Consider the following 26,477-nt stretch of genomic DNA (forward strand, 5'->3'; position numbering starts at 1 on the left):
TTATTTTAACTTTTCTTCTAAGTCAGCTTTAAGATCTTCATATCCTGGCTTTCCAAGTAAAGCGAACATGTTCTTCTTGTAAGCTTCAACACCTGGTTGGTTAAATGGATTAACACCTAAGATGTAACCACTTATTCCACATGCTTTTTCGAAGAAGTAAACCATTTGTCCAAAGTAGTATGGAGTTAATTCTGGAACGTTTAATACCATATTTGGAACTCCACCATCATTATGAGCTAATAATGTTCCTTGGAATGCTTTGTGGTTTACGAAGTTCATATCTTTTCCTGCTAAGAAGTTTAATCCATCTATATTGTCTTCTGTAGCTTCTATTATAACTGATTCTTGTGCTTCTTCTACATTTATAACAGTTTCGAAAAGATCTCTTCTTCCTTCTTGGATGTATTGTCCCATTGAGTGAAGGTCAGTTGAGAAATCAACAGCTGCTGGGAATATACCCTTGTTGTCTTTTCCTTCTGATTCTCCGTATAATTGTTTCCACCATTCATTGAAGTAGTGAAGTGATGGTTCATAGTTAACTAATATTTCTATTAATTTTCCTTTATTGTATAAAGCATTTCTAGCTGCTGCATATTTGTAACAATCATTTTCCTTAACTGAAGGATTCATGTATGTTTCTCTTGCATCAGCAGCACCTTTCATCATTTCGTCGATGTCAACTCCAGCAGCTGCTATTGGAAGTAACCCAACTGCTGTTAAAACTGAGAATCTTCCTCCAACATTATCAGGTATTACGAATGTTTCGTATCCTTCTGCATCAGCTAATGTTTTAAGAGCTCCTTTTGAAGCATCTGTTGTAGCGTAAATTCTCTTCTTAGCTTCTTCTTTTCCATATTTCTTTTCTAAAAGGTCTTTAAATATTCTAAAAGCTATAGCAGGTTCTGTTGTAGTACCTGATTTTGATATTACGTTAACTGAAATATCCTTTCCTTCTACAGCTTGTAATAATTGTTTCATGTAAGTTGCACTTATATTATTTCCTACATAGAATATTTGAGGTGCTTTTCTATCTTCTTTTGATAATACATTATAGAAGTTATTTGTAAGCATTTCTATAGCTGCTCTAGCTCCTAAGTATGATCCACCTATTCCTATTACTACAAGAACTTCTGAAGTTTCTTGAATTCTCTTTGCAGCTTCTTTAATTCTTGAAAATTCTGCTTTGTCATAGTTAACTGGTAGGTCAATCCAACCTAAAAAGTCATTTCCTGCACCAGTACCTTCATGTAATTTCTTGTGTGCTGATTGTACTAAATCCTCCATGTATTCTATTTCTTCCATTTGTAGATATGGAGCTACTTTAGATAAGTCTAATGATAGTCCTTTAGTCATAATCGCGTCCTCCTTTTTTTATAAGTAGTTTATTCTCAGCATAAATTTATCTTATGCTGTAAAGTATATATTTATAACCCACAATTCCTTTTGATTAAAAAAATCTTATAAACTTTCTTAATTAAAAGGGCATTACTCATATATTGTACAACATATCCTTTACATATAAAAGCGTAATATTAACAATAATTTAAATTTTCCATACTTATAATTAACCTAATTAGCATATATTTCTATACCAACAAAATAATATGAAATTTTTTATTTTAATAGTAAAAATTTGTTTTTTATTTTATTAAATTTATACTTACTTTTTTAATCAATACTCCAATATAAATTAATTTTTATTGATATTATACTTATAAAATTTTTAAAGAAAGGATGATTTTTATGAAAAATTCTAGATTTCAAGCTGTGCTTATTTCATTAATTATCGGTTTAGGCGTAGGTAGCAGTGCTACTTATATAGTAGACAATAATAATCATAAGCTCCCTAATGCAGTTGAAGTTAATACTTCTTCTGAAGCTTCAAATAAAGATTTTGTCAATGGAAATCTTTTAGCTGTAGCTTGGCAGCAAAATTCTGGTGAGGTAAATGCCTTAAGATACCAAGCGTATAATTCAGCAATGAATTATGTAGATAAATTAGTAAAAGAAAAAACTACTAAACCTTATGCAGTTACATTAGATATTGATGAAACTATTATTGATAATTCACCTCATGCTGGCTATGAAATAAAACATAGTGATCCTTATTCAAGCGAAAACTTCAATAAATGGATTCAAAAAGCAGATGCTAAAGCAATACCAGGGGCTAAAGAGTTTACTGATTATGCAAAAAGTAAAGGTATAGAAGTATTCTATGTATCTAATAGAAAAGAAGATATTCACTTAGATGCTACAATTAAAAATATGAAAAAATTAGGCTTTGTAAATTCTGACAAAGAACATATACTATTAAAAACAAACGATAGTGACAAGGCCCCTAGATGGAATAAAATCAAAGAAAAATATAATCTTGCAATGTATTGTGGAGATAATTTAGGTGATTTTCCAAATGGTTATTATAACAAATCAAATGAAGAAAGAAATAAAATAGTAAAAGAACAAAGTAAATATTTTGGAAGTAAGTACATAGTATTACCTAACCCAGTTTATGGCGATTTTGAAAATGCCCTTTATGGATATAACTCAAATAAAACTCCTAGTGAAAAAATACAAGATAGATTAAATTCTATAAAATCTTTTAAATAATTCTATAGAATTAAAATTTATAAAAATAAGAGTATGAATTAATTCATACTCTTATTTTGGTATATTAATTTATCTTATTCCCATTCAATAGTTGCTGGTGGCTTAGAAGTTATATCATACACGATTCTATTAACTCCTTTAACTTCATTAACTATTCTTCTACTTACAAGGTCTAGTAAATCATATGGTATTCTAGCCCATTCTGATGTCATAGCATCATTTGAAGTAACAGCTCTAAGTGCTATTGTATGACAGTATGTTCTTTCATCTCCCATAACTCCAACTGATCTGATGTTTGGAAGACAAGCAAAGTATTGCCATATTGTTTCATCAAGGTTTGCATTTGCAATTTCTTCTCTGAATATTGCATCAGCTTCTCTAACTATTTCAAGCTTTTCTTCTGTTATTTCTCCAAGAACTCTTATTGCAAGACCTGGTCCTGGGAATGGCTGTCTCCATACTAATTTGTGAGGTATTCCAAGTTCTTCTCCAACTGCTCTAACTTCATCTTTAAATAATTCTCTTAAAGGTTCTATTAGATCAAATTCCATATCTTCAGGAAGTCCTCCAACATTGTGGTGTGACTTGATTACAGCTGAAGTATCAGTTCCACTTTCAACTATATCAGGATAAATTGTTCCTTGAACTAAGTAGTCAATTTCTCCAACCTTTTTAGCTTCTTCTTCAAATACTCTTATGAATTCTTCTCCAATTATCTTTCTCTTAGTTTCAGGATCTGAAACTCCTTTAAGTTTACCTAAGAATCTATCTTGAGCATTAACTCTTATTATGTTCATATCGAACTCTTTCTTAAATACTCTTTCAACAGTATCTCCTTCATCTTTTCTAAGTAGACCATGATCAACGAAGATACAAGTTAAGTTGTGTCCGATTGCTTTGTGTACTATCATAGCTGCAACTGATGAATCAACTCCACCTGATAATGCACATAATACTTTTTTATCTCCAACTAATTCTTTAATTTCTTTTATCTTTTCTTCTGCGAATGAAGCCATTGTCCATGACTTTTCTAATCCACAAATTTCATATAAGAAGTTTTGAATCATTTTTTGTCCAAATAAAGTATGTTCTACTTCTGGAGCTTTTTCTATGTAATCTGTATGACTCATGTAGCAGCTTCCTACATTTTCAATTCCCTTAAATAATTTTGAAGTGCTATCTAAGTTAATTTCAGTTTTTCCGTATTCTCTAACTGGTGCAGTCTTAACTTCTCCACCTAATGTGTGAGCCATTAATTGGTCTCCGTAGCATATTCCAAGTATAGGAACTCCCATATTGAATATTTCTTTATCAAGCTTTGGAGCATTTTCTCCATAAACGCTGTTTGGTCCACCAGTAAATATTATTCCCTTAGGATTTTTTTCTTTTATTTTTTCAAGAGTATAAGTATAAGGGATTATTTCACAATAAATTCCGCATTCTCTTACTCTTCTTGCTATTAATTGATTGTATTGTCCACCAAAGTCAATAACTAGAACTAAATCTTTTTTCATGCTTTCCTCCTAGACGTATAAATTATATTTTCTTACTTGTTTCTATATAATTATTATACCATATTAGAAGAGAAAACTCTCTTCTAATACGAATATTTTTAAAATTTTTATTGTTATATTTCGTTATATTTAATAATTATTTCATTACGCTGTAGTTTGGAGCCTCTTTTGTCATGTTTATATCATGTGGATGACTCTCTCTAAGACCTGCTGAAGTCTGAACTACGAATGTTGCTGTATTGTATAAAATTTCAAGATCCTTTGATCCTAAGTATCCCATACCTGCTCTTATTCCTCCAAGCATTTGGAATATAGTATCTGAAACTAATCCTTTATATGCTATTCTTCCTTCAATTCCTTCTGGAACTAATTTCTTATTTCCATCTTGGAAATATCTATCCTTAGACCCCTTAGCCATAGCCCCTAAAGAACCCATTCCTCTGTATACTTTATAGCTTCTACCTTGGAATATTTCAACTTCTCCTGGAGCTTCTTCACATCCTGCAAATAATGAACCCATCATAGCAGCACAAGCACCAGCAGCTAAAGCTTTAACAACATCACCTGAATATTTAATTCCACCATCTGCAATTACAGGAACTCCATATTTTCTACCAACTTCTACGCAATCCATAACAGCTGTAAGTTGTGGAACTCCAACACCTGCAACTATTCTTGTTGTACATATTGATCCTGGTCCTATACCAACTTTAACACAGTCAGCACCAGCTTTTATTAAATCTTCTGTAGCTTCTTTAGTTGCCACATTACCTGCTATTACTTGAAGGTTTGGATATTTTTCTTTTACTCTTTTAACTGCTTCTAATACACCTCTTGAGTGTCCATGTGCAGTATCAATTGTAATAATATCAACTTTAGCTTTAACTAAAGCATCAACTCTTTCCATCATATCTTTAGTTACACCAACAGCAGCACCACATAATAATCTTCCTTTGCTATCTTTAGCTGCATTTGGGAATATTCTTGCTTTTTCTATATCTTTTATAGTAATAAGTCCTTTTAAGTTTCCTTCGTTATCTACTAGAGGAAGTTTTTCTATCTTATGATTCTTTAATATTTCTTTAGCTTCTGTAATTGTAGTTCCTTCTGGCGCAGTTATTAAGTTCTCTTTTGTCATAACTTCTGATATCTTCTTTGTCATATCCTCTTCAAAAGTTACGTCTCTATTTGTAAGTATTCCAACTAGTTTTCCGTTAACTGTTATTGGAACACCTGATATTCTATATTGAGACATTAATTCTTCTGCATCTTGAAGTGTATGGTCTGGTGATAAGTATATTGGATCTGTAATTACTCCATTTTCTTGTCTCTTTACTTTATCTACTTCTTTAGCTTGTTCTTCTATACTCATATTTTTATGAATAATTCCAAGACCACCTTCTCTTGCCATAGCAATTGCCATCTTAGATTCAGTTACAGTATCCATACTTGCACTTATTAAAGGAATATTTAATTTAATAGTTTTTGTTACATTAGTTTGTAATGTAACCTGATTTGGTAACACCTCTGATTTATTTGGAACTAATAGTACATCATCAAATGTATAAGCTTGTTTTAAAATTCTTGCCATAATTATTTTCCTCCCCTTCTAAACACTATGTAATATATTTATATAATAAAAAAAGACATATTAGCTTCATAAGTGAAGTCAATATGCCTTTAAACTAATTCTATGTTAAATTAGCACGGTACATCAATTTCACTCATAGTCAGAAATTTAAGGTTTCCGGTAGATACTCCCTGCCATATTCAGGGGATATATGAGTTTGTTCGTTTTTAAATTATGATAATTATAAATTAGTTGATGAATTAAGTCAATAGATTTATTTAACTTAAATGAAATAAAACAGTCATAAAAAAATTTCTATGACTGTTTTCTATCATTTATTTATATTCTATGTCTCCAATTGTTACAGTTTCTCCACCTGGGGTACTTACAGAACTTCCCCAATTTGTACAATTTGCTCCTATTAAATTATTTAATTTAGTTATATCATTTGTATTTAAAGCATCATGACCTCCGTTTGGTGCATCATTTTGTATTAGTCTCCATTGTGATGCAAAAGAAGATATAATATACTCCATTTTATTTGCAAGTATAGTGGATTTATTTAAATCAACCGTAGGTGCTCCAACTAATGTTCCTGTATTATTATTTATCTTAATAGTTCTGTTAGTTACTATTATAGTCTTATCTAATTTTAATTGTGATGTTCTAAATTCTAAATAATCATCTGGATCTTTTAAATTTACTAAATAAACATCGAAATCTTCATTTTTTTCTGACTTAAATAGGATTTTTTTAACTCCTGAATTAATATCTGCACTTTTAGTATCTAATTCTGAAACACCACTTACAATAAGACTATCAGAGGCTGTAAAATTAAATTGCGGAACAGTGAAAGCATTATCAACTACATGACTATTTATTTCTGTTCCACTATTTATATTATTAACATCTGATATATTGTGTATTATTTTACTAGTTGACTTATCTTTTACATTCCATAGTGTTATAGCATTTGATAATGGTCCAGTACATTTTATATTAACTTCATTTGAACATAAAATATATTTAAATACTTGATTAGTTGATGGAACATATGATTTTGTTATATTTAAAGCTGCTTCTACTATTTTTTCTTTGCTACCTTTTTTAGCAACGCTTTTAACTAAATATTTGTCTGGTTGCCTATTTACTGTTATATTAACTTCTATTCCTTGCGATACAAAATTACTATTTATATCATAGTTTACATCTGGATCTCCTACTGCTAAATTTATAACTTTACTTTTTACTCTACTAAACGCATCTTCAACCCCACTTTCTGCCGCATATAATAGGTCTTCATAAGTTTTTACGTTTTGATTCATCCCAGTCGTATTAATTATAGCTGATACCGTTACACCGCTAGCTACAGTTATTATTAATACTATAGCTAATACTAATAAGATTGTGTTCCCTTTCTTTTTTCTCTTCCCCATACCTTTCCCCCTTTTATTTTAAGTAAATATTATAATAACATTTACAATATTATCCATAAGATATTTATAAAAATACATCATACAATTTAATATATGATGTATTTTAAAAGTCTAATTATTCATATTCAAATGTTCCATCTACAAATTCAAAATCGCTTGATGTTGAACCACTTCCATTATTACTTCCACCACCAGTTGATGGAGCACCCCAATTTGTTATATATTGCTTTATAACATTACTTAGCTCTTTCATACTATCTTCTGATATTCCCCATCCAGCACCATAAGTTGGAGTATGTTGAAAAGATCCATTAATAGTTAAAGAGCCACCATTTGCAATTTTAATCTTATTTCCAAATATAGTTGAATCAACAGCGTGAACTGCTACTCCATCTAATAAAATATCAGCATTTGTTAATATAGCTGTTGTATTTAACATCTCAGGAACTACATTTTTAATTACTAGTTCCTTTGCATTTATAATTAATACTGTATATGTATGAGAACTTCCACCATTCATCTTTCCATTAAAAATTATTTTACCTATTCCATTATTAGCTTTAATCCCACTTGTAATATCTTTAGCTTCAGTTAATAATTGTGAAAAAGAACTAACTTCCACTTTATCTTTGTGCTCAATTTTTGAATTATCAATTTGGAGTTTATTATACTGCTGTTTATTTACATTTTCCTCCTTTGGAGGTTTTGAATTCACATTATTTCCAGATAAATCAATATCATTGGGAGAATTTACATTAGTACTCCCTAAATCTACATACGCACCATTATTACCTGTTATAGCTATATTCCCTGTACCTACACCTAATCCATTTTTCATTATATCCCCACTTGGATTAATTGAATTTGATATATTATTTTTTTGTATTTTAGTTTTTACCTTTTTAAATACATTTGTATTCCTTTTAGAATAGGCTATACTTTCAAGCTCATATTCAGTGTCTGATATTTTTGTAGATGATATGTCTACTCTATCTACTACATCAGTTTTTAATATTCCATCAAACCTTGTACCATCAGTTTTTTTACTCTCATTAAAAACTAAGTTTCCACTTCTTACTTCACCTATTCCAAGCTCTAACCCACTTTCACTTGCATATACTAAATCATCTATTATTTTTGAACCATGATTTAATCTTGTTGTATTAAGTATACTAGTTACAGTTACTCCTGCCGTCAAAACTAAAATCATAGATATTGCAAGCACTAATAAAATAGTATTACCACGTTTTTTTCTTTTTTCTCTCATAATCGTTCTCCTTCCATAGCCCCCATCTTATGTTATTAATAATTTAATAAAATACTATTTATTTCTAGGAACAACTACAGAAGAAAACTCATATTCTTCAGAACCACTTTTTAGTTTCAGATAAATATTATAATGGTCACCTGCCCCTCCAGATGTGATCCTAAATTCTTCTACATTTTTTGATGGTATCGATAATACATTTGAACCTTCTGTTTTTCTAATTTCACTTCCACTCTTAATATATTTATAAGTTTTTGTTGTTCCTGAAACAGTTTTTGAAAATTCAACTCCATCTGTAATAATGTTAATAGGCTTTGCAGTTCTTAAGTCATTTTCTATAGCATCCATTATTATTCTTGCTTCATCTTGCATTATATTATCCTTACTTGCTCTTAAAATCATTCTATTTGATGAAGAAAATAATGATAATGCTAAAGCTCCTAAAATTGCAGATATTCCTATAGCTGCAATTAATTCAATTAATGTAAACCCTTTTTTCTTTTTCATAAACTCCCTTCACCTCATTATTTCTCTGTTGATATAAGAGCTTTTCTTTCTATAATGCTAGTTTCTCCTTTAGGAATATTCCAAGTAGAAACATCAAATTCATATACTTTTTGAGTTGTGTTTTTTTTAGACTTAACCTTTAATATATATTTCTTATCTATAACCCCTGGTTTTGCCTTTAACGCTGCTAATCCATCTCCATCATTGCATTTACCCATAACATATGAACTAGTTGAATTCAACGTATTCTTTAATAAATTATCTTTAGTTGCAACAACTAAATCATTATCATCATTAAATGCAATATAATAGTTATTATCGGATGGATAAGTATATATATTGCTCGGTCTATTTCCTCTAATTGTTTCAAAGAATATTTTTGACTTACTATTTGAATCGAAGGTCTCTTTATTTATGCTATTATATTTAAATAATGTTATTATTAAGCTAGTTGCAGTTGTTAATACAATTACAAAAATAGCAAGTCCTGCTATCATTTCAATAAGAGTAAAACCCTTTTTCTTTTTAAAATTCATATATTAACCTCCGAATTAAATAAATATTTTATCTAAATATATTTCCTTTTCCATAGCTTCCATTATTAAAGTCAAATTCCTCTACTTCATCTCCACCTGCAATAAAGTATGCAATAGTTATACTAGTTGATTTATCATTACTTGAAAAATCTTTAACTTCTAATATTCTACTATCATTTTCAAGTTCGTCTATAAACTTCATAGCTTTATTAAAGTCACCTTCAACAGTTAAATTAACTGTAAAAGATGAAAGTCCACTCATTTGATTTAGTGTACTATTATTTTGTGTTTGTGCTTGCTCCGAGTTATTTTGATTTTCTTCTTCATTTGAAAATACAGCTGGCTTACTAAAACTTTCTGTTTTTATTTTAACTCCAGCTCTTCCTGCCATTTCCTCTAAATCTTTAACAACTTGTGGATATCTATCTGTTCTTGGTATAGTTTCTGATGCTTCATTATATTTATCCTTTAAAACTTTAAGCTCTTGTTCATTTTTTTCAATATCTAAATTAATTGTTTTTAAATTCGTTATTTGTTTTTCTAATGTGCTTATCTCACTTTTTAATGGTTTTAATTTTTTATTATTAGGTTCAATAATAAGTGTATTAACTAAAAAAGCAATACCAATTACGCATAACCCTCCTAATAGTATTTTTTCATTTTTAGAAAGTTCTCTATTACTTGTCTTCAGAGCCATCTTTAACTACTCCTTTCACAGATAAATCTATAGTAAATGCGTATCCATCTTTTCCTTCAGTTATACTTGCAATATGTGAGTCTTTAAATTGTTCATGTTCTCTTAAGTTAGCCCAGAAGTTTTCAATATCTCCTTTTGATTTAGCTACTCCAGACATATTAATAATTGCAATAACATTACTATTATCCGAAGAAACATTATTTTGATAATTTAAAGTGTCAATCTTAACATCCCCAGGGAATAATTTTGATATCTCATTTATTACACCATCTGTGTCCTTATTTTTCATTCCTTTAAGTGTTTCAGCTTTTTCTATATGTTGCTTTGTTAAAGCTATATCATTTACTAGTTTTTCATTTTTAGCAACAAGTTCCCTACTTGTACTAATTTCATTTTGTAATTTTGATTTTTTAATGTTTAAATAAGTTTCTTGGCCAAAAATAAATCCAACAACACCTAAAACTACTACTCCCCCAATTAATGTTCCAGTAGCTATTTTCTTCTTTTGTTTTACTATTTTCTTATGACTTGCATAAGACTGTGGTAATAAATTTAACTCCTTCATCATTAATTACTCCCTTCTTAGTAATAGTCCGTAGGCATTCATATATTCTTCTAATTCTATTTTCTTCGGTGCTTTTACATTAAACTTAAAATCTTTAAAGCTTGGAAGTTCTCCAAATTTAGTTCCAAAATTAACTTCTAAATACTTATTAATTCCTCTTACATGTCTTGCACTTCCTGCAACATATATTTTATCTAAATTCTTCTTTACTTTTCCTGATGTATAGAATTGAATAAGAGAATTATACTGAGATATTAGAGATTGGAAGAATCTATCATACTTTTCTTCTTCTTCTCTAACTTCTGTTAGATCTATGCTTTGTAAAAACTTATTATAAGAATCTTGATTTGTTATACCATCTTCACTCGCTTTATACATACCATAACCTTGATACTTTTCTAGTGAAAGTCTTCCCCATTCCATAATAATCATTGAATTAGAATGACCATCTATTGTTATAACTCCTGATGATTTAACCCTTTTTATAAAACTTGTTTTTAAATATTTAAAAATTCTTGCTGTTGTATTAGCATAGATATCAATCGCTTTTACAGTAAGCTTTAAATTACTTGCAAGTTTCATCAATTTATCAACTTTATCTTTTTCTACTGCAACAAGTAATACTTCTGCATTTCCACTATTTTGATTTTTATCATAATGAACTATTTCATAATCAAAGTAATACTCATCAATTCTTTCTCCTATAAATTGTTTAAGCTCAAATTCAATTGAATCTCTCATAGCTTCTTCCTTCATGTATGGAAGAACTAAATGCCTTGTAATTAAATTTTGACCTCTTACACAAAATGCAGCTTCTTTAACCTTTCCTTTTACCTTCTTTATAAAAGGTGAAATCAATTCCCCTATCTTTTCAGTATCAATGATTTCATCATCAACATAAGCTCCTTTTGGCATATCAATTATAATTCCATCACTTATTTTATATTTGTTCCCTATAAGAATTGATATTTTCTCTTCATTCATATCAATAGCTATAATATCTTTCTCAAACATTCTCATCCACCCTTTCTAATTCTAAAAAAAAGTCCCCAAATACCAATCAAGCATTTGATTACCAAATAAAATAGTTATATATGTCGCACTCGCAATATATGGTCCAAATGCCATCTCTTCTTTTCCACTTTTCTTTTTAAAGATCATTAAATAAATTGCATAAATTCCCCCAATAACTATTGAGATAAATAAATTTAATAAATTTAGCTTTAGGCCTAAGAAAATACCTGTCATGAATATAATCTCTACATCTCCCCACCCCATTGCATTAGTTGTCCAAACTATTATTACAAGTATTAAAGCTGGAATAAATGCTCCTAGAACTACATTTATTAAGTCTACTTTCTCGCCTAAAATAAAGCTTAATATTATAAATACTCCTCCAAATATTATCCCTGTAATTATGTTTGAAGTATATACATATTGTGTTTTAAAATCTATAATTCCAATTACTATAAGTATTGCTGTTAATGTTATGTAACTAAATAATTCTAATGTTAGTCCGAATTTTAAGTATAAAATTAGAAAAAGGATTCCTGTAAATCCTTCAATTAATGGATACTGAATTGATACTTTTTCTTTGCAGTATCTACATCTACCCTTTAGAAAAATATAACTAAATATTGGCACTAAATCTTTTCCCTTTAACCTTGTATTACAGTTTCCACAATGACTTGGTGGAAATGATATAGATTCTTCTTTTGGTATTCTAAATATACATACATTTAAAAAGCTTCCTATTACTATACCTAATAAAAATATTAAACTCCCTATAATTATCTCCATTTTTTCTCCTTATTTTTATAAAAAGCTCCTTTAATTCCTTAAAGGAGCTTTTTAGTATTTTAATTATTAAACTGTTTCTTTAAAACTTCCATCAGTATTTACTTTGAAGTCTAGAGTTCCTTCAACTATTTCCTTGCACTGTTTTAAAGTTAACGCTTTACCTTCTGTATTAGCTAATTGTGGAACTGTATCAGTATATGTTGTTGTTGAAGCAGCATCTCCATCTAAGTATTGTAAAAAATATTTTTGATCATAAGTATGAGTAGTTGGTGATGTTATAGATACACCTGTACCTGTAATTAACTCATCTACAGTAGAATTATCATCATCTATATCTACACTTTTTCTCATTTCATATGTTTCAGAAGCTTGAGTTATTTTTCTACATTGATCTATAACCTTTGTTTTCTTAGCTTCATTCATATATCCTGTTATCTTTGGTACTAGTAATGCCGCAAGTATACCTATGATTGCAACAACTGCAATTAACTCAATAAGAGTAAAACCTTTCTTTTTCTTGTTTTTGTTTAAAATTTTCATAAATTATACCTCCCTAATTTTTTTATATATAAAGTGATTTTTATATTGTTCTTTCAAATCTTCCTAAAGCATCAATAGTAAAATCAACTCTATTTTCAACAATTTCATAAACAATATCCATTGTCATGTCTTCTTTTAGCTTGTCTAATTTCTCACCCTCTAAATATTTATTAGTTTCATCAAATGTAAGAACTGCTTTTATTGTATTTTTAGTACATCCAGCTACGTCTTTATCCTTAAATTCCTTTTCATTTAGCATTTCATATGTTTCTACAGCTTGTCTTGCTTTTCTTGCTTGATCTATTATTAAAGCTTTTTTACTTTCCTTTATATATCCAGTAATTTTAGGTACTAACAAAGCACTCAATATTCCAAGTATTGCTGCTACTGCAACAAGTTCTATTAGTGTAAATGCTCTTTTTTTATATCTTTTCATACTACACTTTCCCTACATCTTTTGAACAGCATCCATCATATTGAACATTGGAAGTAGTAATGCCATTACTATAAATAGTACAACTACTGCAAGAACCATTATAAGTATTGGCTCTATCATTGTTGTCATCTTCTCTATTGCTGCTTCAACTTCACCATCATAAAACTCGGAAGTTTTAACTAAAATATCTTCTAACGCTCCTGTTTCTTCTCCAACTGTTACCATTTGAGTTAACATTACTGGAAATATGTTTAGATCTTCAATAGTTTTACCTATTGGATGACCTTTCTTAACATCTTCTTTTGCTTCATTAAGTTTTTTTTCTATATAAGAATTTTCTAAAACTTGTCCTGCTATTTCTAAAGACTGAATAACTCCAAGACCTGATGAAGTAAGTATTGAAAAAGTATTTGCAAACCTTCCTGCAACAAGTTGCCTATTTATTCTTCCAAATATTCTTCCTTCAAGACTTCTTTTACCAGATTTCAACTTATAATTTTCATCTTTATTTAAGAAAAATACTTTATATCCATAAGCAAGAAGTCCTCCTATCAAGAAGAATATCCATGTTTTTTTTGCAAACTCTCCTATCGCTACAAGAATTTTTGTAAATACAGGTAATTCGCCGCCAGCAGATCCTAAGTTTTGTACGAAATCTGGTACAACTTTAACAAGTAAAAAACTTACAACCATTATTGTAAATACCACTATTATTTTTGGATACATTGTAGCTTGACTAACTTTTTGCTTTTGTTTATATTGCTTTTTATAATATTCTGAAAGCTCATTCATTATATGTTCAAGTCTTCCTGAAGCCTCTCCAGCTGCAATCATATTTGTCATCAACCCTGGAATTTCTTCTTCAAACTTAAATGCATCAGATAAACTTCTTCCTTTTTGGACTTGGTCATAAACTCTTCCTAATATTTCTTTAAGTTTTTTATTTTCCGTTTGTTGCATCGATAATTCTACTGCTCTAAGCATTGGTGTTCCTGATTGAATTACAAAGGCAAATTGTCTACAAAATAGTGATAAATCTTTTAACGTAACTTTATTAAATAATTCAATATTAATATCTTTACTTTTATCTTCTATAAATATCTTTGTTGGGAAGTATCCCCTTTGCCTAAGACTATTAACGACTTCACTTTTAGCTTGTGCTTCAAGTGTTCCACTTATAGCAACACCTTCAACATTTCTAGCCTCATATTTATAAATAGCCATATACCACTTATTCCTTTCTTAAGTATTATTCTCTTAAAAAGGCAACTCTCATTAATTCATCAACAGTTGTTACCTTATCTATGACATGTTCCCTACAAGCACTATTTAATGTTTTCATACCATTTTTAATTGCTATATCCTTAACCATATCGGAAGTTTTACCTTCTGTCACTGCATCTCTAATTTCTCTATCTACTTCCATGATTTCATATATACCAACTCTACCTTTATATCCTGTATTATTGCACGATGGACACCCTTCACCTTTAGCTAGTTTTAAATCTGTAGTAATCGGTACTCCAAGAACCTTTTTCTCATATTCTGTTGCTTCATATTCTTTTAAACAGTTTGTACATATTCTTCTTACAAGTCTTTGAGCGATTATTCCTGTAACTGATGTAGATACAAGATAAGGTTCAACTCCCATATCAGCAAGTCTTGCAATACTAGATGGTGCATCATTTGTATGAAGTGTACTTAAAACTACGTGACCTGTAATTGCAGCTCTTATTGCAATTTCAGCTGTCTCTCCATCTCTTATTTCCCCAAGCATTATAATATCTGGGTCTTGTCTAAGTATTGATCTAAGACCTGATGCAAAAGTCATTCCGGCTTTTGCATTTACATTAACTTGATTAATACCATCCATCATATATTCAACCGGATCTTCTACGGTAATTATATTTTTATCTATTGTATTAAGCTCACTTAATATTGTATAAAGAGTAGTAGATTTACCACTTCCTGTTGGACCTGTTACTAAAATAATTCCATATGGTATGCTCATTAACTTAACTAGCTTTTCCATATCGTCTTTCTTCATACCAAGTGCTTCTTTGTTAATTAACGCTTGTGATGAAGCAAGTATTCTAATAACTACCTTCTCACCATTTACAGTTGGAAGAACTGATACTCTAAGATCTATTTTCTTATCATCAATATTTTTTATTATTCTACCGTCTTGCGGCACTCTTTTTTCTGCAATATTTAAGTTAGCTAATATTTTTATTCTAGTTATTAATGTTGATTGAGATTCTTTTGGAATGCTTAAAATACTTTGAAGTTCTCCATCAACTCTTACTCTAACTCTTATTTCTTTTTCAAATGGTTCAATGTGAATATCACTACCACCCATTCTTACTGCATTTTGAATTAAAGTATCGACAAGTTTTACAACTGGAGCTTCTTTATTAATTTCCTCTTCTTCAGCTTTTTCTTGCATATTTGCTTTTGCAAGTTCTTTTTCTTGTATTCCAAGAGCTGTTGCAACTTTTTCTGCATATTGCTTTGTATAATACTTATTTATAGCTTCTTCTATAGATTGTTTTGTATCCAGAGCTTTTATTATGTTCATTCCAGAAACTAACTTTAAATCTTCATCAGCCATTATATTAAATGGATCTGATGTAACTACTGTAAGATCATTACCATTCATCTTAAATGGCATTACTCCATGCTTTCTTGCTATTGCCTCTGGTATTTTTCTTATACTATTCGTATCAATAACTTCAAATTCTAGACTTACTCTTTGCAAGCCTAATTGCATCCCAAGAACAGCTAGTATATCCTCTTCTGAAACTAGTCCATCTTCAAGCAATATTTCCCCTAATCTTTTTCCTGTAACAGCTTGCTTTTTTAATGCATTAACTAAATCAGAATTCTTAATTTTACCTGCTTGAACTAATATGTCTCCTAATCTCATTTTTGTCTTCATAAAATTCACCAACCATTATTTTCTTCACTATTATTATACATTAGTTAACAGTTTATTAAAATATTATTTTGGAGTTTTTTGTCGATTCTTTTCGACAACCAAGCCATTTATAATAAATGACATTTGCAATAATTATTCTGTTAATGAATATTCTGTTAAAATTTTTATTAAACATTTACCTTTAGATAAATTACGACAAAAAAAGAAGGCCTATATATCACATAGACCTTCTTTAATATAAATTGTTCGATTTTAATACAATTAATTAATATTCATTTTCATTCTAGATAGAATGTTATATTTTAATACATTCCATCCATACCCATTCCTCCTGGTGGAGTCATAGGTTCTTCCTTTTTAGGAATATCAACAACAGCTGCTTCTGTTGTTAAGAATGTTGAAGCTACTGATGCAGCATTTTGAAGTGCTGATCTTGTAACCTTAGTCGGATCAACAATACCTGCTTTTATCATATTTTTATAATCTCCATGTAAAGCATCATATCCAATTCCAACTTCACTATTTCTAACCTTTTCTATTATTACTGAACCTTCAACACCTGCATTAGTTGCAATTTGTCTCATTGGTTCTTCTAATGCTCTAACTATAATATCAATACCTACTTTTGTATCATATATATCTGATGTTAACTCTGATACTTTATTTAATACATTAACATAAGCAGTTCCACCACCAGGTACTATACCTTCTTCAACAGCAGCCTTTGTTGCAGCTAATGCATCTTCTATTCTTAATTTTCTTTCTTTAAGTTCAGTTTCAGTTGCTGCACCAACTTTAATTACTGCAACTCCTCCTGATAATTTAGCAAGTCTTTCTTGTAATTTTTCTTTATCAAATTCTGAAGTTGTTTCTTCTAATTGACTCTTTATTTGATTAATTCTTGCTTTAATTTGTTCTGTAGCACCTTTTCCGTTTACTATAGTTGTATTATCTTTATTTACTTTTACGCTTTCGGCTTGACCTAAACTTTCTAATGAAACTTCTTTTAGATCTTTTCCAAGTTCTTCTGATATAACTTCTCCACCTGTAAGAGTTGCTATATCTTGAAGCATTTCTTTTCTTCTATCTCCAAATCCAGGAGCCTTAACTGCAACACAAGTAAATGTTCCTCTTAACTTATTAACAACTAATGTTGCCATAGCTTCAGCTTCAATATCTTCAGCTATAATTAAAAGCTTTTTACCTGCTTGAACTATTTGTTCCAATATAGGAAGTATTTCTTGTATGTTAGAAATCTTTTTATCTGTTATTAAAATATATGGATTATCTAATACAGCTTCCATTTTTTCTGTATCTGTTACCATATAAGCTGATACATATCCTCTATCAAATTGCATACCTTCAACTACATCTAATTCTGTTCCCATTGATTTTGATTCTTCAACAGTTATAACGCCTTCATTGCCTACCTTTTCCATAGCATCCGCAATAAGGCTTCCTATTGTTTCATCCGCTGCTGAAATTGCTGCAACTCTTGCAATATCTTCTTTACCATTTACAGGTCTTGATATATCTTTAATTTCTTTAACTGCTTTTTCAACAGCCATATTTATACCATTTCTTATAAGCATTGGATTTGCTCCAGCAGTAACATTTTTAAGACCTTCTCTTATTATAGCTTGAGCTAAAAGTGTTGCTGTAGTAGTACCATCCCCTGCAACATCGTTAGTTCTTGTTGCTACTTCCTTAACTAATTGTGCTCCCATATTTTCATATGGATCTTCAAGTTCTATTTCTCTTGCAATTGAAACACCATCATTTGTTATAAGTGGTGATCCAAACTTTTTATCTAATACAACATTTCTTCCTTTAGGACCAAGTGTTACTTTTACTGTATCTGCTAATTTATCAACACCTATTTGCATTGCTCTTCTTGATTCTTCACCAAATTTAATCATTTTAGCCATACTAACTCTCTCCTCCTATTCCACTATCGCAAGTATATCGTCTTGCTTTAATATTATAAATTCTTCTCCATCTACTTTAACTTCTGTGCCTGCATACTTTGAATAAAGTACTTTATCATTAACTTTAACTTCCATCTCTATTCTTTTTCCATCAGAAATAGCTCCAGGACCAACAGCAATAACTATTGCTTCTTGTGGTCTCTCTTTCGCAGTTCCTGTTAAAACTATTCCGCTCTTTGTTTTTTCTTCTGCTTCCATTCTTTTAATGACAACTCTGTCTCCTAATGGTTTTATCGCCATAATAAACCCTCCTAAACAATAATTATTTTTAGCACTCTATCCTTTAGAGTGCTAATTCTATTATTATAATATCTTTTATATCTATTTAATTCAAATATTTATAAAAATATTTTTACCTAAATATTTTTATTTATGCCAGATTAGAGCAATATACTTCTATATTACTCTAATTTTCTTATATTTATAACTTATTACTGTAATAAGTTATTTATTAAATCCACTTTCCTTATTTTACCATAAACTAAATCATTTATATACAACTAAAATAGCAATTTATTCTTTTGATAAAAAAATATTTTCTTGTTATAATACATATATAAATTTCTTAAAAGGGGGAATTTATATGTCAGAAAAACATATTTGTGAATTATGTAATAGAGAGGTTCCTTTTATAACAGAACATCATTTAATTCCTAAAGAACGTGGTGGCAAACATTATGATACAGCAAAATTTTGCAAGATGTGCCACACACAAATCCACGCACTTTATAGCAATAGAGAACTTGCTGCAAGGTTATTTTCTATTAAAAGATTACAGAGTGATGATGGAATAAAAAAATACTTAAATTTTATAAAAAAAATGCCTGGAGATACAATTATCCCGATTAAAAAATCTAAAAACAGAAGATTTTAAAATAATAAAAGTCTAGAAGTAAAAATCCCTCTAGACTTTTTATAATTTAATTATTAAATTCGCTTTAAATTTTTATATTATTTTCTCTCGCATAATAGAATAAATATTGTTGTGCAAAACCTGATAAATCTCCAAATCTATCTCTTGCAAATATTCTTATTTTATTTAAAGAACCTTCCTCCGCATTATAAAAATGCATCATAGCTCTTTTAACCCAAACATCTACTGGGAAAGCTGAATGTTTTCCCATAGAAAATAACATAATACAATCTGAAACTTTAGCACCAACACCTTTAAATTCTTGAAGTGCAGCATGGCACTCATCATCATTTAAAGCTTTTATTCTTTCTAAATTAAATGTACCTTCATTATTTTCTAAATCTTCATTAACTCTTTCTATTGTATCAACTATATATTTACTTCTAAATGAAGCTCCTGTTTCTTGTATTTCTTCTAATGTTGCATCTTTTATCATTTCTGGTGATGGGAAAGTATAAAATGTTTCTCCATTATAATTAATTTCTTCGCCAAAACGTTCACTTATTTTCTTTATAGTCTTTTTAATTGAAGGTATACTATTTCTTGCTGAAACTATAAAACTTATAAGAAGCTCAAATGGCTCTTGATTTAATATTCTTATACCATAGCCATAATCTACAGACTTTCTTAGTATCTCATCTTTAGATAATTCTTCTTTTATCTTGCTATAATCTCTTTCTAAATCAAAATAACTAATCCAAATGTTTTTAAAATCATCTTCATTAGTATTTAATATAGTAACTTTATCACCATCTTGAACAACTTCAATTACTCTTCCAAATGCAATTATTATGTAATCTGTATCACTCTTTTTTTCCCATCTAAAACATTGACCACATTCTAATATTTGTTTTATGTTAAAGTTTTTAACTCCTTCTAATATAACTTTATCATCTTCATAAATAACATTTTTTAAATCCATTGTTTTTCACCTTCTCTATTGTATTTTATATAATCTTTTCTTTCCCTTATTATCTCTTCAAGTATATTTGCAGATGTTCTAATCATATCAGTACATGTCTTTTCTTCTGGAATTTGATTAATCTTTATGTCTCTACAATCTAAACTTCCAAATTTCTCATTGAATCTTTCCATAAATTCAACTGATAACTGTCTAACTATTGGACTTTCATGTCCTCTATCATTAGTAAACATAATTCCAATTACAGCTAATGCGCCTGTTGCTGCACCACATGTACTTCCAATTCCCATTCCACCACCGAATGCTGACATTATTTTAAGACTCTCTTTAGATAACCATAAGTTATATTCTTCGTTAGCCGCATAAAGTATACACTCAGCACAGTTTAAGTCATATTTCTCATCCCATAATTTTATCGCCTTATCAATTAACATATTTAATTCTCCTACTAATAATTCTTTACTAATTATCTTTATTAATTATACCACAAATATTTAATTGATAACGCTTTTATGTTATGCAATTTGTTAATATTCTATTTCATAAGACTTATAAAAACTTATTTAGTTAATAAAAAAATTAGCTATATAGAATTTTTCTTGCATCTATATAGCTAATTTATCAGTATTATTTATTACTTAAGTATTCATGGATTCCAACAGCAGCTTTCTTACCAGCTCCCATTGCAAGTATTACAGTTGCAGCACCTGTTACTGCATCTCCTCCTGCAAATACACCTTCTCTTGAAGTTAAGCCATTATTATCATCTGCAATTACACAACCTCTTTTATTGATTTCAAGACCTTTAGTTGTTGATGAAATAAGTGGATTTGGTGAAGTACCAAGTGACATTATAACAGTATCAACATCCATAATAAATTCAGATCCTTCAATTTCAACAGGTCTTCTTCTTCCAGATTCATCAGCTTCTAAAAGTTTCATCTTAACACACTTCATACCTTTAACCCATCCGTTTTCATCACTTAAAATTTCAACTGGATTAGTTAAAATATCAAAGATTACACCTTCTTCTTTTGCATGATGAACTTCTTCTTTTCTTGCTGGAAGTTCCTCTTCACTTCTTCTATAAACGATATGAACTTCTGATCCAAGTCTTAATGCAGTTCTTGCTGCATCCATAGCAACATTTCCTCCACCAACTACAGCAACTTTACTACCTGACTTAATTGGTGTACTATATCCTTCTTTAAAAGCTTTCATTAAATTACTTCTAGTTAAAAATTCATTTGCTGAAAATACTCCATTTGAGTTTTCACCTTTTATCCCCATAAACTTAGGAAGTCCTGCACCTGATCCTACAAATACAGCTTTAAATCCTTCTTCTTCAAATAGTTCATCTATAGTTACTGTTCTACCAACAATAACATTAGTTTCTATTTTAACTCCAAGCTTTTTAACATTTTCTATTTCACCTTTAACTACAGTATCTTTAGGTAATCTAAATTCAGGAATTCCATATACTAAAACACCACCTGCTTCATGTAGTGCTTCAAATATTGTTACATCATAGCCCATCTTTGCTAAATCCCCAGCACAAGTAAGTCCTGCAGGTCCACTTCCTATAACTGCAACTTTTATTCCTTTATCCTTTTCTCTATTTGAAAGATCTATATTATTTTCCCTTGAAAAATCTGCAACGAACCTTTCAAGTTTCCCAATAGATACAGCCTCACCTTTTATTCCAAGTACGCACTGACCTTCACATTGATTTTCTTGAGGACAAACTCTTCCACATATAGCAGGAAGTGCTGAATTTTTAGCTATAACCTTTGCTGCTTCTTCAAAGTTTCCATTCTTAATTTCATTAATAAAATTAGGTATTTCTATACTAACTGGACATTTAGATACACATCTTGGATTTTTGCATCCTAAGCATCTTGAAGCTTCCTTAATTGCTTCTTCTTTATTATATCCTAAACATACTTCATCAAAATTTTTAGCTCTTACTTTAGGTTCTTGTTCTCTTACTTTAACCCTTTTTAATCTATCTTCCATATTCATTAATTTTCACCTCCACAATATCCACATCCACCGTGGTGGCTATCCCCTTCTATACTTTTAAGAATCTTTCTACCTTCTTCTGTTTTATACATTGCACTTCTTCTCATAGCTTCATCAAAATTAACTAAATGCCCATCAAATTCAGGTCCATCAACACAGGCAAACTTAACTTCATCTCCAACAGTAACTCTACATGCACCACACATACCTGTACCATCTACCATTATTGGATTTAAACTAACTGTTGTAGGAATATTTAATTCCTTAGTTAAGTTACACATAAACTTCATCATTATCATAGGACCTATAACAATTGCATGGTCATACTTTTTACCTTTATTATTAACTAGATCTATAAGACAATCAGTAACTCTACCATTAAATCCATATGATCCATCATCAGTTGCAACATAAAGATTTTTTGAAACTTTTCTCATTTCGTCTTCTAATATTAATAACTCTTTGTTTCTACTTCCTATAATTACATCAACATCTATACCGTGTTCTTTCATCCATTTCACTTGTGGATAAACAGGAGCTGCCCCTACTCCGCCGCCTACAAATAAAATATTTTTATTTTTTAGACTTTCTAAATCTTCATAAATAAATTCACTTGGTCTTCCAAGTGGTCCTACAAAATCACTTACATAATCCCCAATCTCAAACTTAGCAAGTTCTTTAGTGCTATCACCTATTGCTTGGAATACTATACTTACAGTTCCTAGATCTTTATTAAAATCGGCTATTGTAAGTGGTATTCTTTCTCCATATTCATTATTTTTTATAATAATAAATTGGCCTGGTTTTGCTGACTTTGCTATCCTCTTTGCTTCAATATCCATAAGATATAGATTGTCTGCAAGGATTTTCTTATTAACTACTTTAAACATAAATTTCCCCCAATACTTTTTTGTTAATTATTTATTATTTTTATAAATTATACCATTTAATTCAATTTCATATCAAGTAAAATAGACAACCTTTAAAGGTTGTCTATTTTACTTCATATGTTACGTCCCCTGATAACCATATGTTTATATTCTTTTCGCATTGTACTTTCCCATTTGATATAACTTTTATATATTCAGGTTTCCAATCATCTCTTATAGCTGTGAATTTCTCTTTTCTTATCCACATATTTTTTATATCTTTATATTTAATATTATTATTTTTTAACTTTAAAGTATAAGTCCCCTCTTGTCCTTTAGTAAAATCGTCCCCTGGATTATCTAAAGTCCACTTTTCTTTTACACCGTCTTTTGTTTCAATTCCAAAATAGATTGAATCATCCGTTCCTGCATCTTTTTCATTTGATGTTTTTATCATAACTACTATTTCGTCTATATTATTTTCATTATTAATTTCAGGCTTTGATACATCATTTAAAAATCTGTATATATATCCAGCTGTACTTTTTTGAGCATTACCTACTGCAACAACAGCTGCATGTTCCCAATCATCATAAGTATGACTCATACTTGCAAAGCTATAATATAAATTTTTAGCTTCTTTTGCAAAATGTTTGCAATATTCTTTTGACCACTTATTAAAATCATCATTTTTTAAAGTATATTTATAAAATAAATCGTCTGTATTATACCCTGTTGTATTTAATCTATATCTATCTTTTCTTTCTTCTACATAAGTTTCAAACTTAACATGCCCAGGACTATCTACAGCAGTTACATTTGCTGCATGATATGGAGTATTTAAATCTCCAAGGTAATGCATAGCTTGTCCAAGATACCAGGTTGCTTCAGTATAATTTCCTTTTCTCCATTCATTCTTAGCAAGTGCTGTAAATTTTCTTACTTGTGATTCTGCCGTATCTGGCACTGCGTATGCGAGATACCATTTATTATCTTTAGAAAAATTATGGTCTGTATCTGGATCCCAGAAATGATCTTGATATAATTGATATGCATTTTTATCATAGTCTGGGTATGTAGACCCTAACTGAAATTTATGTAAGTTTTCCTCTAATATATTTAAATTATTTCTTATAGCCTCTGGCTCGTCTTTAGATAAATCATTTTTTAACATTTTAATAGCTTGAGTTGCAATTACTGAATGCGTCCCTGTTCCATCAGCCTTTCCATCCCATGCATATGTTTTTGTACTATATCCTATACATATAAGTCCCGTCAGTAAAGCTGTACCTAAAAGTCTCTTTATTTTTTTATTCATATTATTTTCCCCTTTTTTCTTATCTTTTGTTTAAAAATTCCTTTATATTATAAAAAATTTATTTACCTTTGACTATATTATCATAAAAAAAAGGGGGTAATAAATTACCCCCATATAAAAGTGTAGTGTAGTTATTAACTAGTTAATTTTATTTGCTGTAATCGAAGAATCCTTTTCCAGTCTTTCTTCCAAGCCATCCAGCTCTTACATATTTTCTTAATATGTTTGATGCTCTGTACTTAGTATCTCCTGTTTCGTTATATAAAACATCCATGATAGCTAAGCAAACATCTAATCCGATTAAGTCTCCTAATGCTAAAGGTCCCATTGGGTGGTTAGCACCATATTTCATAGCAGTATCTATATCTTCTGGTGAAGCAATTCCTTCTTGAAGAATGAATGATGCTTCATTTATCATTGGAATTAAGATTCTGTTTACTACGAATCCTGGCGCTTCTGCAACTTCTACAGGTTCTTTTCCGATTGCTACTGATAATTCTTTAACTGCATCGAAAGTTTCTTGGCTTGTAGCTATTCCTCTTATAATTTCAACAAGCTTCATTACTGGAGCTGGGTTGAAGAAGTGCATTCCGATAACTTTATCAGCTCTCTTAGTTGCTGATGCAACTTCTGTTATTGATAATGATGAAGTGTTTGAAGCTAAGATTGTTTCTGGCTTACAAATTTCATCTAATTCAGCGAAGATTTCTTTCTTTATTTTCATGTTTTCTATAGCAGCTTCTACAACTAAATCGCAATCAGCAGCTAAAGACATGTCAGTAGTTCCTGAAATTCTTCCTAAGATTTCTTCTTTAACTTCTTCAGTCATTTTTCCTTTAGTAACTAATCTTGAAAGATTTTTGTTGATTCCAGCGATTCCTCTTTCAACAAATTCATCCTTTATATCTCTAACTATTACTTCGTATCCTTTTTGTGCGAAAGCTTGAACGATACCAGCTCCCATAGTTCCTGCACCTAAAACAAATATCTTTTTCATTTTAAATACCCTCCTAAATTCTAAGTTGAAAGTCTTATTGAATTTCTTTAAATTGAGCAATTAATTCTGGTAATACTTTATTTACATCACCAACAATTGCATAATCTGCAAGTTTCATTATTGGAGCAGTTTCATCCTTGTTGATTGCAATAATCATGTCTGAATCTTGCATACCAGCAGCGTGTTGAATTGCTCCTGAGATACCACATGCAATGTAGATGTTAGGTCTTACAGTTTTTCCTGTTTGACCAACTTGGTAATCTCTTTCTATCCATCCTTTATCTATAGCTCCTCTTGAAGCTGCAACTGATCCACCAACTACTTCTGCTAATTCGTAAAGTTTATCAAAGTTTTCTTTACTTCCAAGTCCTCTACCACCAGCTACAATGAAGTTAGCTTCACTTATATCTTCTATTTCTTTAGCTTCTTTAACTATTTCAACAACTTTAGTTCTTATGTCTTCACTAGTTAAATTAACATTTACGTCTTCAACTATAAATTCTGCATTCTTTTCTTCGATTTTTGCGAAAACTCCAGGTCTTACAGTAGCCATTTGTGGTCTGTGATCTGGACATGCTATTGTTGCCATTAAATTACCACCAAATGCTGGTCTTGTAGCTAAAAGATCTCCATTTGAAACTTCAACATCTAATTGAGTACAGTCAGCTGTTAATCCAGTTGATAATCTAGCTGCAACTCTTGGTCCTAAATCTCTTCCTATGAAAGTAGCACCTATAAATAATATTCCAGGTTTTCTTTCTGAAGCTAATTCACAAATAACTTTTGTGTAACCATCAGTTGTGTAGTGTTCTAATAATTTATTGTCACAAACTAAAACTTCGTCTGCTCCATGTTCTCCTAAAGTGTTTGCTAAGTCTTTAATATTATGTCCTAATAATAAAGCTGTTAGCTTAACTCCTAATTTATCTGCAATTTTTCTTCCTTCGCCTAATAACTCTAATGATACTTTTTGTAATTCGCCTTCTCTTTGTTCAGCAAATACCCATACGCCTTTGTAATCTGCTATATTCATTT

The 26,477-nt window shown here is 30.0% G+C and carries 26 protein-coding genes and 1 riboswitch; of the genes, 2 read left to right on the plus strand and 24 right to left on the minus strand.

Going from position 1 to position 26,477, the window contains the following annotated elements; all coding sequences use genetic code 11:
- Positions 1 to 1,353, minus strand: coding sequence for a glucose-6-phosphate isomerase (locus ACZ5TJ_RS13330; RefSeq protein WP_464200358.1), 1,353 nt, complete (start codon positions 1,351 to 1,353; stop codon positions 1 to 3).
- A gap of 390 nt (positions 1,354 to 1,743) precedes the next feature.
- On the opposite strand from ACZ5TJ_RS13330, the gene ACZ5TJ_RS13335 reads away from it, so the two are divergent.
- Positions 1,744 to 2,607, plus strand: coding sequence for a 5'-nucleotidase, lipoprotein e(P4) family (locus ACZ5TJ_RS13335; RefSeq protein ID WP_464200359.1), 864 nt, complete (start codon positions 1,744 to 1,746; stop codon positions 2,605 to 2,607).
- 74 nt (positions 2,608 to 2,681) lie between these two features.
- Here the strand turns inward: ACZ5TJ_RS13335 and guaA are convergent, their stop codons facing one another.
- The 16 genes from guaA to groES form a co-directional block, all read right to left on the minus strand.
- A complete protein-coding gene (gene guaA / locus ACZ5TJ_RS13340) occupies positions 2,682 to 4,121 on the minus strand; it encodes a glutamine-hydrolyzing GMP synthase (protein WP_464200360.1) in 1,440 nt (479 codons plus the stop codon).
- Positions 4,122 to 4,257: 136 nt separating this feature from the next.
- Positions 4,258 to 5,712, minus strand: a complete 1,455-nt coding sequence (gene guaB, locus ACZ5TJ_RS13345) for an IMP dehydrogenase (RefSeq protein WP_464200361.1) — start codon at positions 5,710 to 5,712, stop codon at positions 4,258 to 4,260.
- 116 nt (positions 5,713 to 5,828) lie between these two features.
- Positions 5,829 to 5,926, minus strand: a riboswitch (purine riboswitch).
- 100 nt (positions 5,927 to 6,026) lie between these two features.
- Positions 6,027 to 7,127, minus strand: coding sequence for a pilus assembly PilX N-terminal domain-containing protein (locus tag ACZ5TJ_RS13350; RefSeq protein ID WP_464200362.1), 1,101 nt, complete (start codon positions 7,125 to 7,127; stop codon positions 6,027 to 6,029).
- 115 nt (positions 7,128 to 7,242) lie between these two features.
- Positions 7,243 to 8,394: a hypothetical protein gene (locus tag ACZ5TJ_RS13355; RefSeq protein WP_464200363.1), complete on the minus strand. Its 1,152-nt coding sequence runs from the start codon at positions 8,392 to 8,394 to the stop codon at positions 7,243 to 7,245.
- A gap of 54 nt (positions 8,395 to 8,448) precedes the next feature.
- Complete coding sequence (locus ACZ5TJ_RS13360; protein ID WP_464200364.1) at positions 8,449 to 8,901, minus strand: prepilin-type N-terminal cleavage/methylation domain-containing protein; 453 nt, start codon at positions 8,899 to 8,901, stop codon at positions 8,449 to 8,451.
- A 17-nt stretch (positions 8,902 to 8,918) separates the two neighbouring features.
- Complete coding sequence (locus tag ACZ5TJ_RS13365) at positions 8,919 to 9,437, minus strand: prepilin-type N-terminal cleavage/methylation domain-containing protein (protein WP_464200365.1); 519 nt, start codon at positions 9,435 to 9,437, stop codon at positions 8,919 to 8,921.
- A 28-nt stretch (positions 9,438 to 9,465) separates the two neighbouring features.
- The gene (locus ACZ5TJ_RS13370) at positions 9,466 to 10,134 is read right to left on the minus strand and encodes a hypothetical protein (RefSeq protein ID WP_464200366.1); all 669 of its coding nucleotides are present in this window, start codon (positions 10,132 to 10,134) and stop codon (positions 9,466 to 9,468) included.
- Positions 10,115 to 10,702, minus strand: coding sequence for a PilN domain-containing protein (locus ACZ5TJ_RS13375; RefSeq protein ID WP_464200367.1), 588 nt, complete (start codon positions 10,700 to 10,702; stop codon positions 10,115 to 10,117). The genes ACZ5TJ_RS13370 and ACZ5TJ_RS13375 overlap by 20 nt, the downstream gene beginning before the upstream one ends.
- A gap of 3 nt (positions 10,703 to 10,705) precedes the next feature.
- Complete coding sequence (gene pilM, locus ACZ5TJ_RS13380; RefSeq protein WP_464200368.1) at positions 10,706 to 11,713, minus strand: type IV pilus biogenesis protein PilM; 1,008 nt, start codon at positions 11,711 to 11,713, stop codon at positions 10,706 to 10,708.
- 21 nt (positions 11,714 to 11,734) lie between these two features.
- Positions 11,735 to 12,499, minus strand: coding sequence for a prepilin peptidase (locus ACZ5TJ_RS13385; protein ID WP_464200369.1), 765 nt, complete (start codon positions 12,497 to 12,499; stop codon positions 11,735 to 11,737).
- A gap of 66 nt (positions 12,500 to 12,565) precedes the next feature.
- On the minus strand, positions 12,566 to 13,039 hold the full coding sequence (locus ACZ5TJ_RS13390; RefSeq protein ID WP_464200370.1) for a type II secretion system protein: 474 nt from the start codon (positions 13,037 to 13,039) through the stop codon (positions 12,566 to 12,568).
- A 40-nt stretch (positions 13,040 to 13,079) separates the two neighbouring features.
- Positions 13,080 to 13,475: a type II secretion system protein gene (locus tag ACZ5TJ_RS13395; RefSeq protein WP_464200371.1), complete on the minus strand. Its 396-nt coding sequence runs from the start codon at positions 13,473 to 13,475 to the stop codon at positions 13,080 to 13,082.
- A 12-nt stretch (positions 13,476 to 13,487) separates the two neighbouring features.
- The gene (locus tag ACZ5TJ_RS13400; RefSeq protein WP_464200372.1) at positions 13,488 to 14,699 is read right to left on the minus strand and encodes a type II secretion system F family protein; all 1,212 of its coding nucleotides are present in this window, start codon (positions 14,697 to 14,699) and stop codon (positions 13,488 to 13,490) included.
- 25 nt (positions 14,700 to 14,724) lie between these two features.
- The gene (locus tag ACZ5TJ_RS13405) at positions 14,725 to 16,413 is read right to left on the minus strand and encodes a GspE/PulE family protein (protein WP_464200373.1); all 1,689 of its coding nucleotides are present in this window, start codon (positions 16,411 to 16,413) and stop codon (positions 14,725 to 14,727) included.
- Positions 16,414 to 16,715: 302 nt separating this feature from the next.
- A complete protein-coding gene (gene groL / locus ACZ5TJ_RS13410) occupies positions 16,716 to 18,341 on the minus strand; it encodes a chaperonin GroEL (protein WP_045725940.1) in 1,626 nt (541 codons plus the stop codon).
- Between the two features lie 15 nt (positions 18,342 to 18,356).
- On the minus strand, positions 18,357 to 18,641 hold the full coding sequence (gene groES / locus ACZ5TJ_RS13415; RefSeq protein ID WP_039313133.1) for a co-chaperone GroES: 285 nt from the start codon (positions 18,639 to 18,641) through the stop codon (positions 18,357 to 18,359).
- A gap of 343 nt (positions 18,642 to 18,984) precedes the next feature.
- Here groES and ACZ5TJ_RS13420 point away from each other — a divergent pair, with 343 nt between their 5' ends.
- Entirely contained in the window at positions 18,985 to 19,275 is a 291-nt protein-coding gene (locus tag ACZ5TJ_RS13420) for a hypothetical protein (protein WP_045725942.1), read from the plus strand.
- A 64-nt stretch (positions 19,276 to 19,339) separates the two neighbouring features.
- On the opposite strand, the gene ACZ5TJ_RS13425 is transcribed toward ACZ5TJ_RS13420, so the two are convergent.
- The 7 genes from ACZ5TJ_RS13425 to ACZ5TJ_RS13455 all read right to left on the minus strand — a co-directional run bounded on the left by ACZ5TJ_RS13425 (position 19,340) and on the right by ACZ5TJ_RS13455 (position 26,475).
- Positions 19,340 to 20,236: a DNA-3-methyladenine glycosylase family protein gene (locus ACZ5TJ_RS13425; RefSeq protein ID WP_464200374.1), complete on the minus strand. Its 897-nt coding sequence runs from the start codon at positions 20,234 to 20,236 to the stop codon at positions 19,340 to 19,342.
- Positions 20,227 to 20,670 carry a C-GCAxxG-C-C family (seleno)protein gene (locus ACZ5TJ_RS13430; RefSeq protein ID WP_464200375.1) on the minus strand — a complete coding sequence of 148 codons (444 nt, stop codon included), beginning with the start codon at positions 20,668 to 20,670 and terminating at the stop codon, positions 20,227 to 20,229. The genes ACZ5TJ_RS13425 and ACZ5TJ_RS13430 overlap by 10 nt, the downstream gene beginning before the upstream one ends.
- Before the next feature lie 193 nt (positions 20,671 to 20,863).
- Positions 20,864 to 22,258, minus strand: coding sequence for an NADPH-dependent glutamate synthase (gene gltA / locus ACZ5TJ_RS13435; RefSeq protein ID WP_464200376.1), 1,395 nt, complete (start codon positions 22,256 to 22,258; stop codon positions 20,864 to 20,866).
- Complete coding sequence (locus ACZ5TJ_RS13440; RefSeq protein ID WP_464200377.1) at positions 22,258 to 23,148, minus strand: sulfide/dihydroorotate dehydrogenase-like FAD/NAD-binding protein; 891 nt, start codon at positions 23,146 to 23,148, stop codon at positions 22,258 to 22,260. The genes gltA and ACZ5TJ_RS13440 overlap by 1 nt, the downstream gene beginning before the upstream one ends.
- A 103-nt stretch (positions 23,149 to 23,251) precedes the next feature.
- Positions 23,252 to 24,445: a phospholipase C gene (locus ACZ5TJ_RS13445; protein ID WP_464200378.1), complete on the minus strand. Its 1,194-nt coding sequence runs from the start codon at positions 24,443 to 24,445 to the stop codon at positions 23,252 to 23,254.
- Positions 24,446 to 24,593: 148 nt separating this feature from the next.
- On the minus strand, positions 24,594 to 25,442 hold the full coding sequence (locus tag ACZ5TJ_RS13450) for a 3-hydroxybutyryl-CoA dehydrogenase (protein WP_464200379.1): 849 nt from the start codon (positions 25,440 to 25,442) through the stop codon (positions 24,594 to 24,596).
- A gap of 34 nt (positions 25,443 to 25,476) precedes the next feature.
- Positions 25,477 to 26,475 carry an electron transfer flavoprotein subunit alpha/FixB family protein gene (locus ACZ5TJ_RS13455; protein WP_464200380.1) on the minus strand — a complete coding sequence of 333 codons (999 nt, stop codon included), beginning with the start codon at positions 26,473 to 26,475 and terminating at the stop codon, positions 25,477 to 25,479.
- Positions 26,476 to 26,477: the final 2 nt, after the last annotated feature.

This window comes from Clostridium budayi, assembly GCF_055396605.1.

Bases quoted from the DNA above. Each gene is read 5' to 3' on its own strand.
- pilM (WP_464200368.1), bottom strand. From the start codon at position 11,713: ATGTTTGAGAAAGATATTATAGCTATTGATATGAATGAAGAGAAAATA.
- gltA (WP_464200376.1), bottom strand. From the start codon at position 22,258: ATGAATATGGAAGATAGATTAAAAAGGGTTAAAGTAAGAGAACAAGAA.
- ACZ5TJ_RS13450 (WP_464200379.1), bottom strand. From the start codon at position 25,442: ATGAAAAAGATATTTGTTTTAGGTGCAGGAACTATGGGAGCTGGTATC.
- ACZ5TJ_RS13355 (WP_464200363.1), bottom strand. From the start codon at position 8,394: ATGAGAGAAAAAAGAAAAAAACGTGGTAATACTATTTTATTAGTGCTT.
- guaA (WP_464200360.1), bottom strand. From the start codon at position 4,121: ATGAAAAAAGATTTAGTTCTAGTTATTGACTTTGGTGGACAATACAAT.
- ACZ5TJ_RS13440 (WP_464200377.1), bottom strand. From the start codon at position 23,148: ATGTTTAAAGTAGTTAATAAGAAAATCCTTGCAGACAATCTATATCTT.
- ACZ5TJ_RS13375 (WP_464200367.1), bottom strand. From the start codon at position 10,702: ATGATGAAGGAGTTAAATTTATTACCACAGTCTTATGCAAGTCATAAG.
- ACZ5TJ_RS13395 (WP_464200371.1), bottom strand. From the start codon at position 13,475: ATGAAAAGATATAAAAAAAGAGCATTTACACTAATAGAACTTGTTGCA.
- ACZ5TJ_RS13405 (WP_464200373.1), bottom strand. From the start codon at position 16,413: ATGAAGACAAAAATGAGATTAGGAGACATATTAGTTCAAGCAGGTAAA.
- ACZ5TJ_RS13430 (WP_464200375.1), bottom strand. From the start codon at position 20,670: ATGTTAATTGATAAGGCGATAAAATTATGGGATGAGAAATATGACTTA.
- ACZ5TJ_RS13335 (WP_464200359.1), top strand. From the start codon at position 1,744: ATGAAAAATTCTAGATTTCAAGCTGTGCTTATTTCATTAATTATCGGT.
- ACZ5TJ_RS13330 (WP_464200358.1), bottom strand. From the start codon at position 1,353: ATGACTAAAGGACTATCATTAGACTTATCTAAAGTAGCTCCATATCTA.
- ACZ5TJ_RS13390 (WP_464200370.1), bottom strand. From the start codon at position 13,039: ATGAAAATTTTAAACAAAAACAAGAAAAAGAAAGGTTTTACTCTTATT.
- ACZ5TJ_RS13400 (WP_464200372.1), bottom strand. From the start codon at position 14,699: ATGGCTATTTATAAATATGAGGCTAGAAATGTTGAAGGTGTTGCTATA.
- ACZ5TJ_RS13365 (WP_464200365.1), bottom strand. From the start codon at position 9,437: ATGAATTTTAAAAAGAAAAAGGGTTTTACTCTTATTGAAATGATAGCA.
- ACZ5TJ_RS13350 (WP_464200362.1), bottom strand. From the start codon at position 7,127: ATGGGGAAGAGAAAAAAGAAAGGGAACACAATCTTATTAGTATTAGCT.
- ACZ5TJ_RS13455 (WP_464200380.1), bottom strand. From the start codon at position 26,475: ATGAATATAGCAGATTACAAAGGCGTATGGGTATTTGCTGAACAAAGA.
- ACZ5TJ_RS13360 (WP_464200364.1), bottom strand. From the start codon at position 8,901: ATGAAAAAGAAAAAAGGGTTTACATTAATTGAATTAATTGCAGCTATA.
- ACZ5TJ_RS13425 (WP_464200374.1), bottom strand. From the start codon at position 20,236: ATGGATTTAAAAAATGTTATTTATGAAGATGATAAAGTTATATTAGAA.
- ACZ5TJ_RS13385 (WP_464200369.1), bottom strand. From the start codon at position 12,499: ATGGAGATAATTATAGGGAGTTTAATATTTTTATTAGGTATAGTAATA.
- ACZ5TJ_RS13445 (WP_464200378.1), bottom strand. From the start codon at position 24,445: ATGAATAAAAAAATAAAGAGACTTTTAGGTACAGCTTTACTGACGGGA.
- ACZ5TJ_RS13420 (WP_045725942.1), top strand. From the start codon at position 18,985: ATGTCAGAAAAACATATTTGTGAATTATGTAATAGAGAGGTTCCTTTT.
- groES (WP_039313133.1), bottom strand. From the start codon at position 18,641: ATGGCGATAAAACCATTAGGAGACAGAGTTGTCATTAAAAGAATGGAA.
- ACZ5TJ_RS13370 (WP_464200366.1), bottom strand. From the start codon at position 10,134: ATGGCTCTGAAGACAAGTAATAGAGAACTTTCTAAAAATGAAAAAATA.
- groL (WP_045725940.1), bottom strand. From the start codon at position 18,341: ATGGCTAAAATGATTAAATTTGGTGAAGAATCAAGAAGAGCAATGCAA.
- guaB (WP_464200361.1), bottom strand. From the start codon at position 5,712: ATGGCAAGAATTTTAAAACAAGCTTATACATTTGATGATGTACTATTA.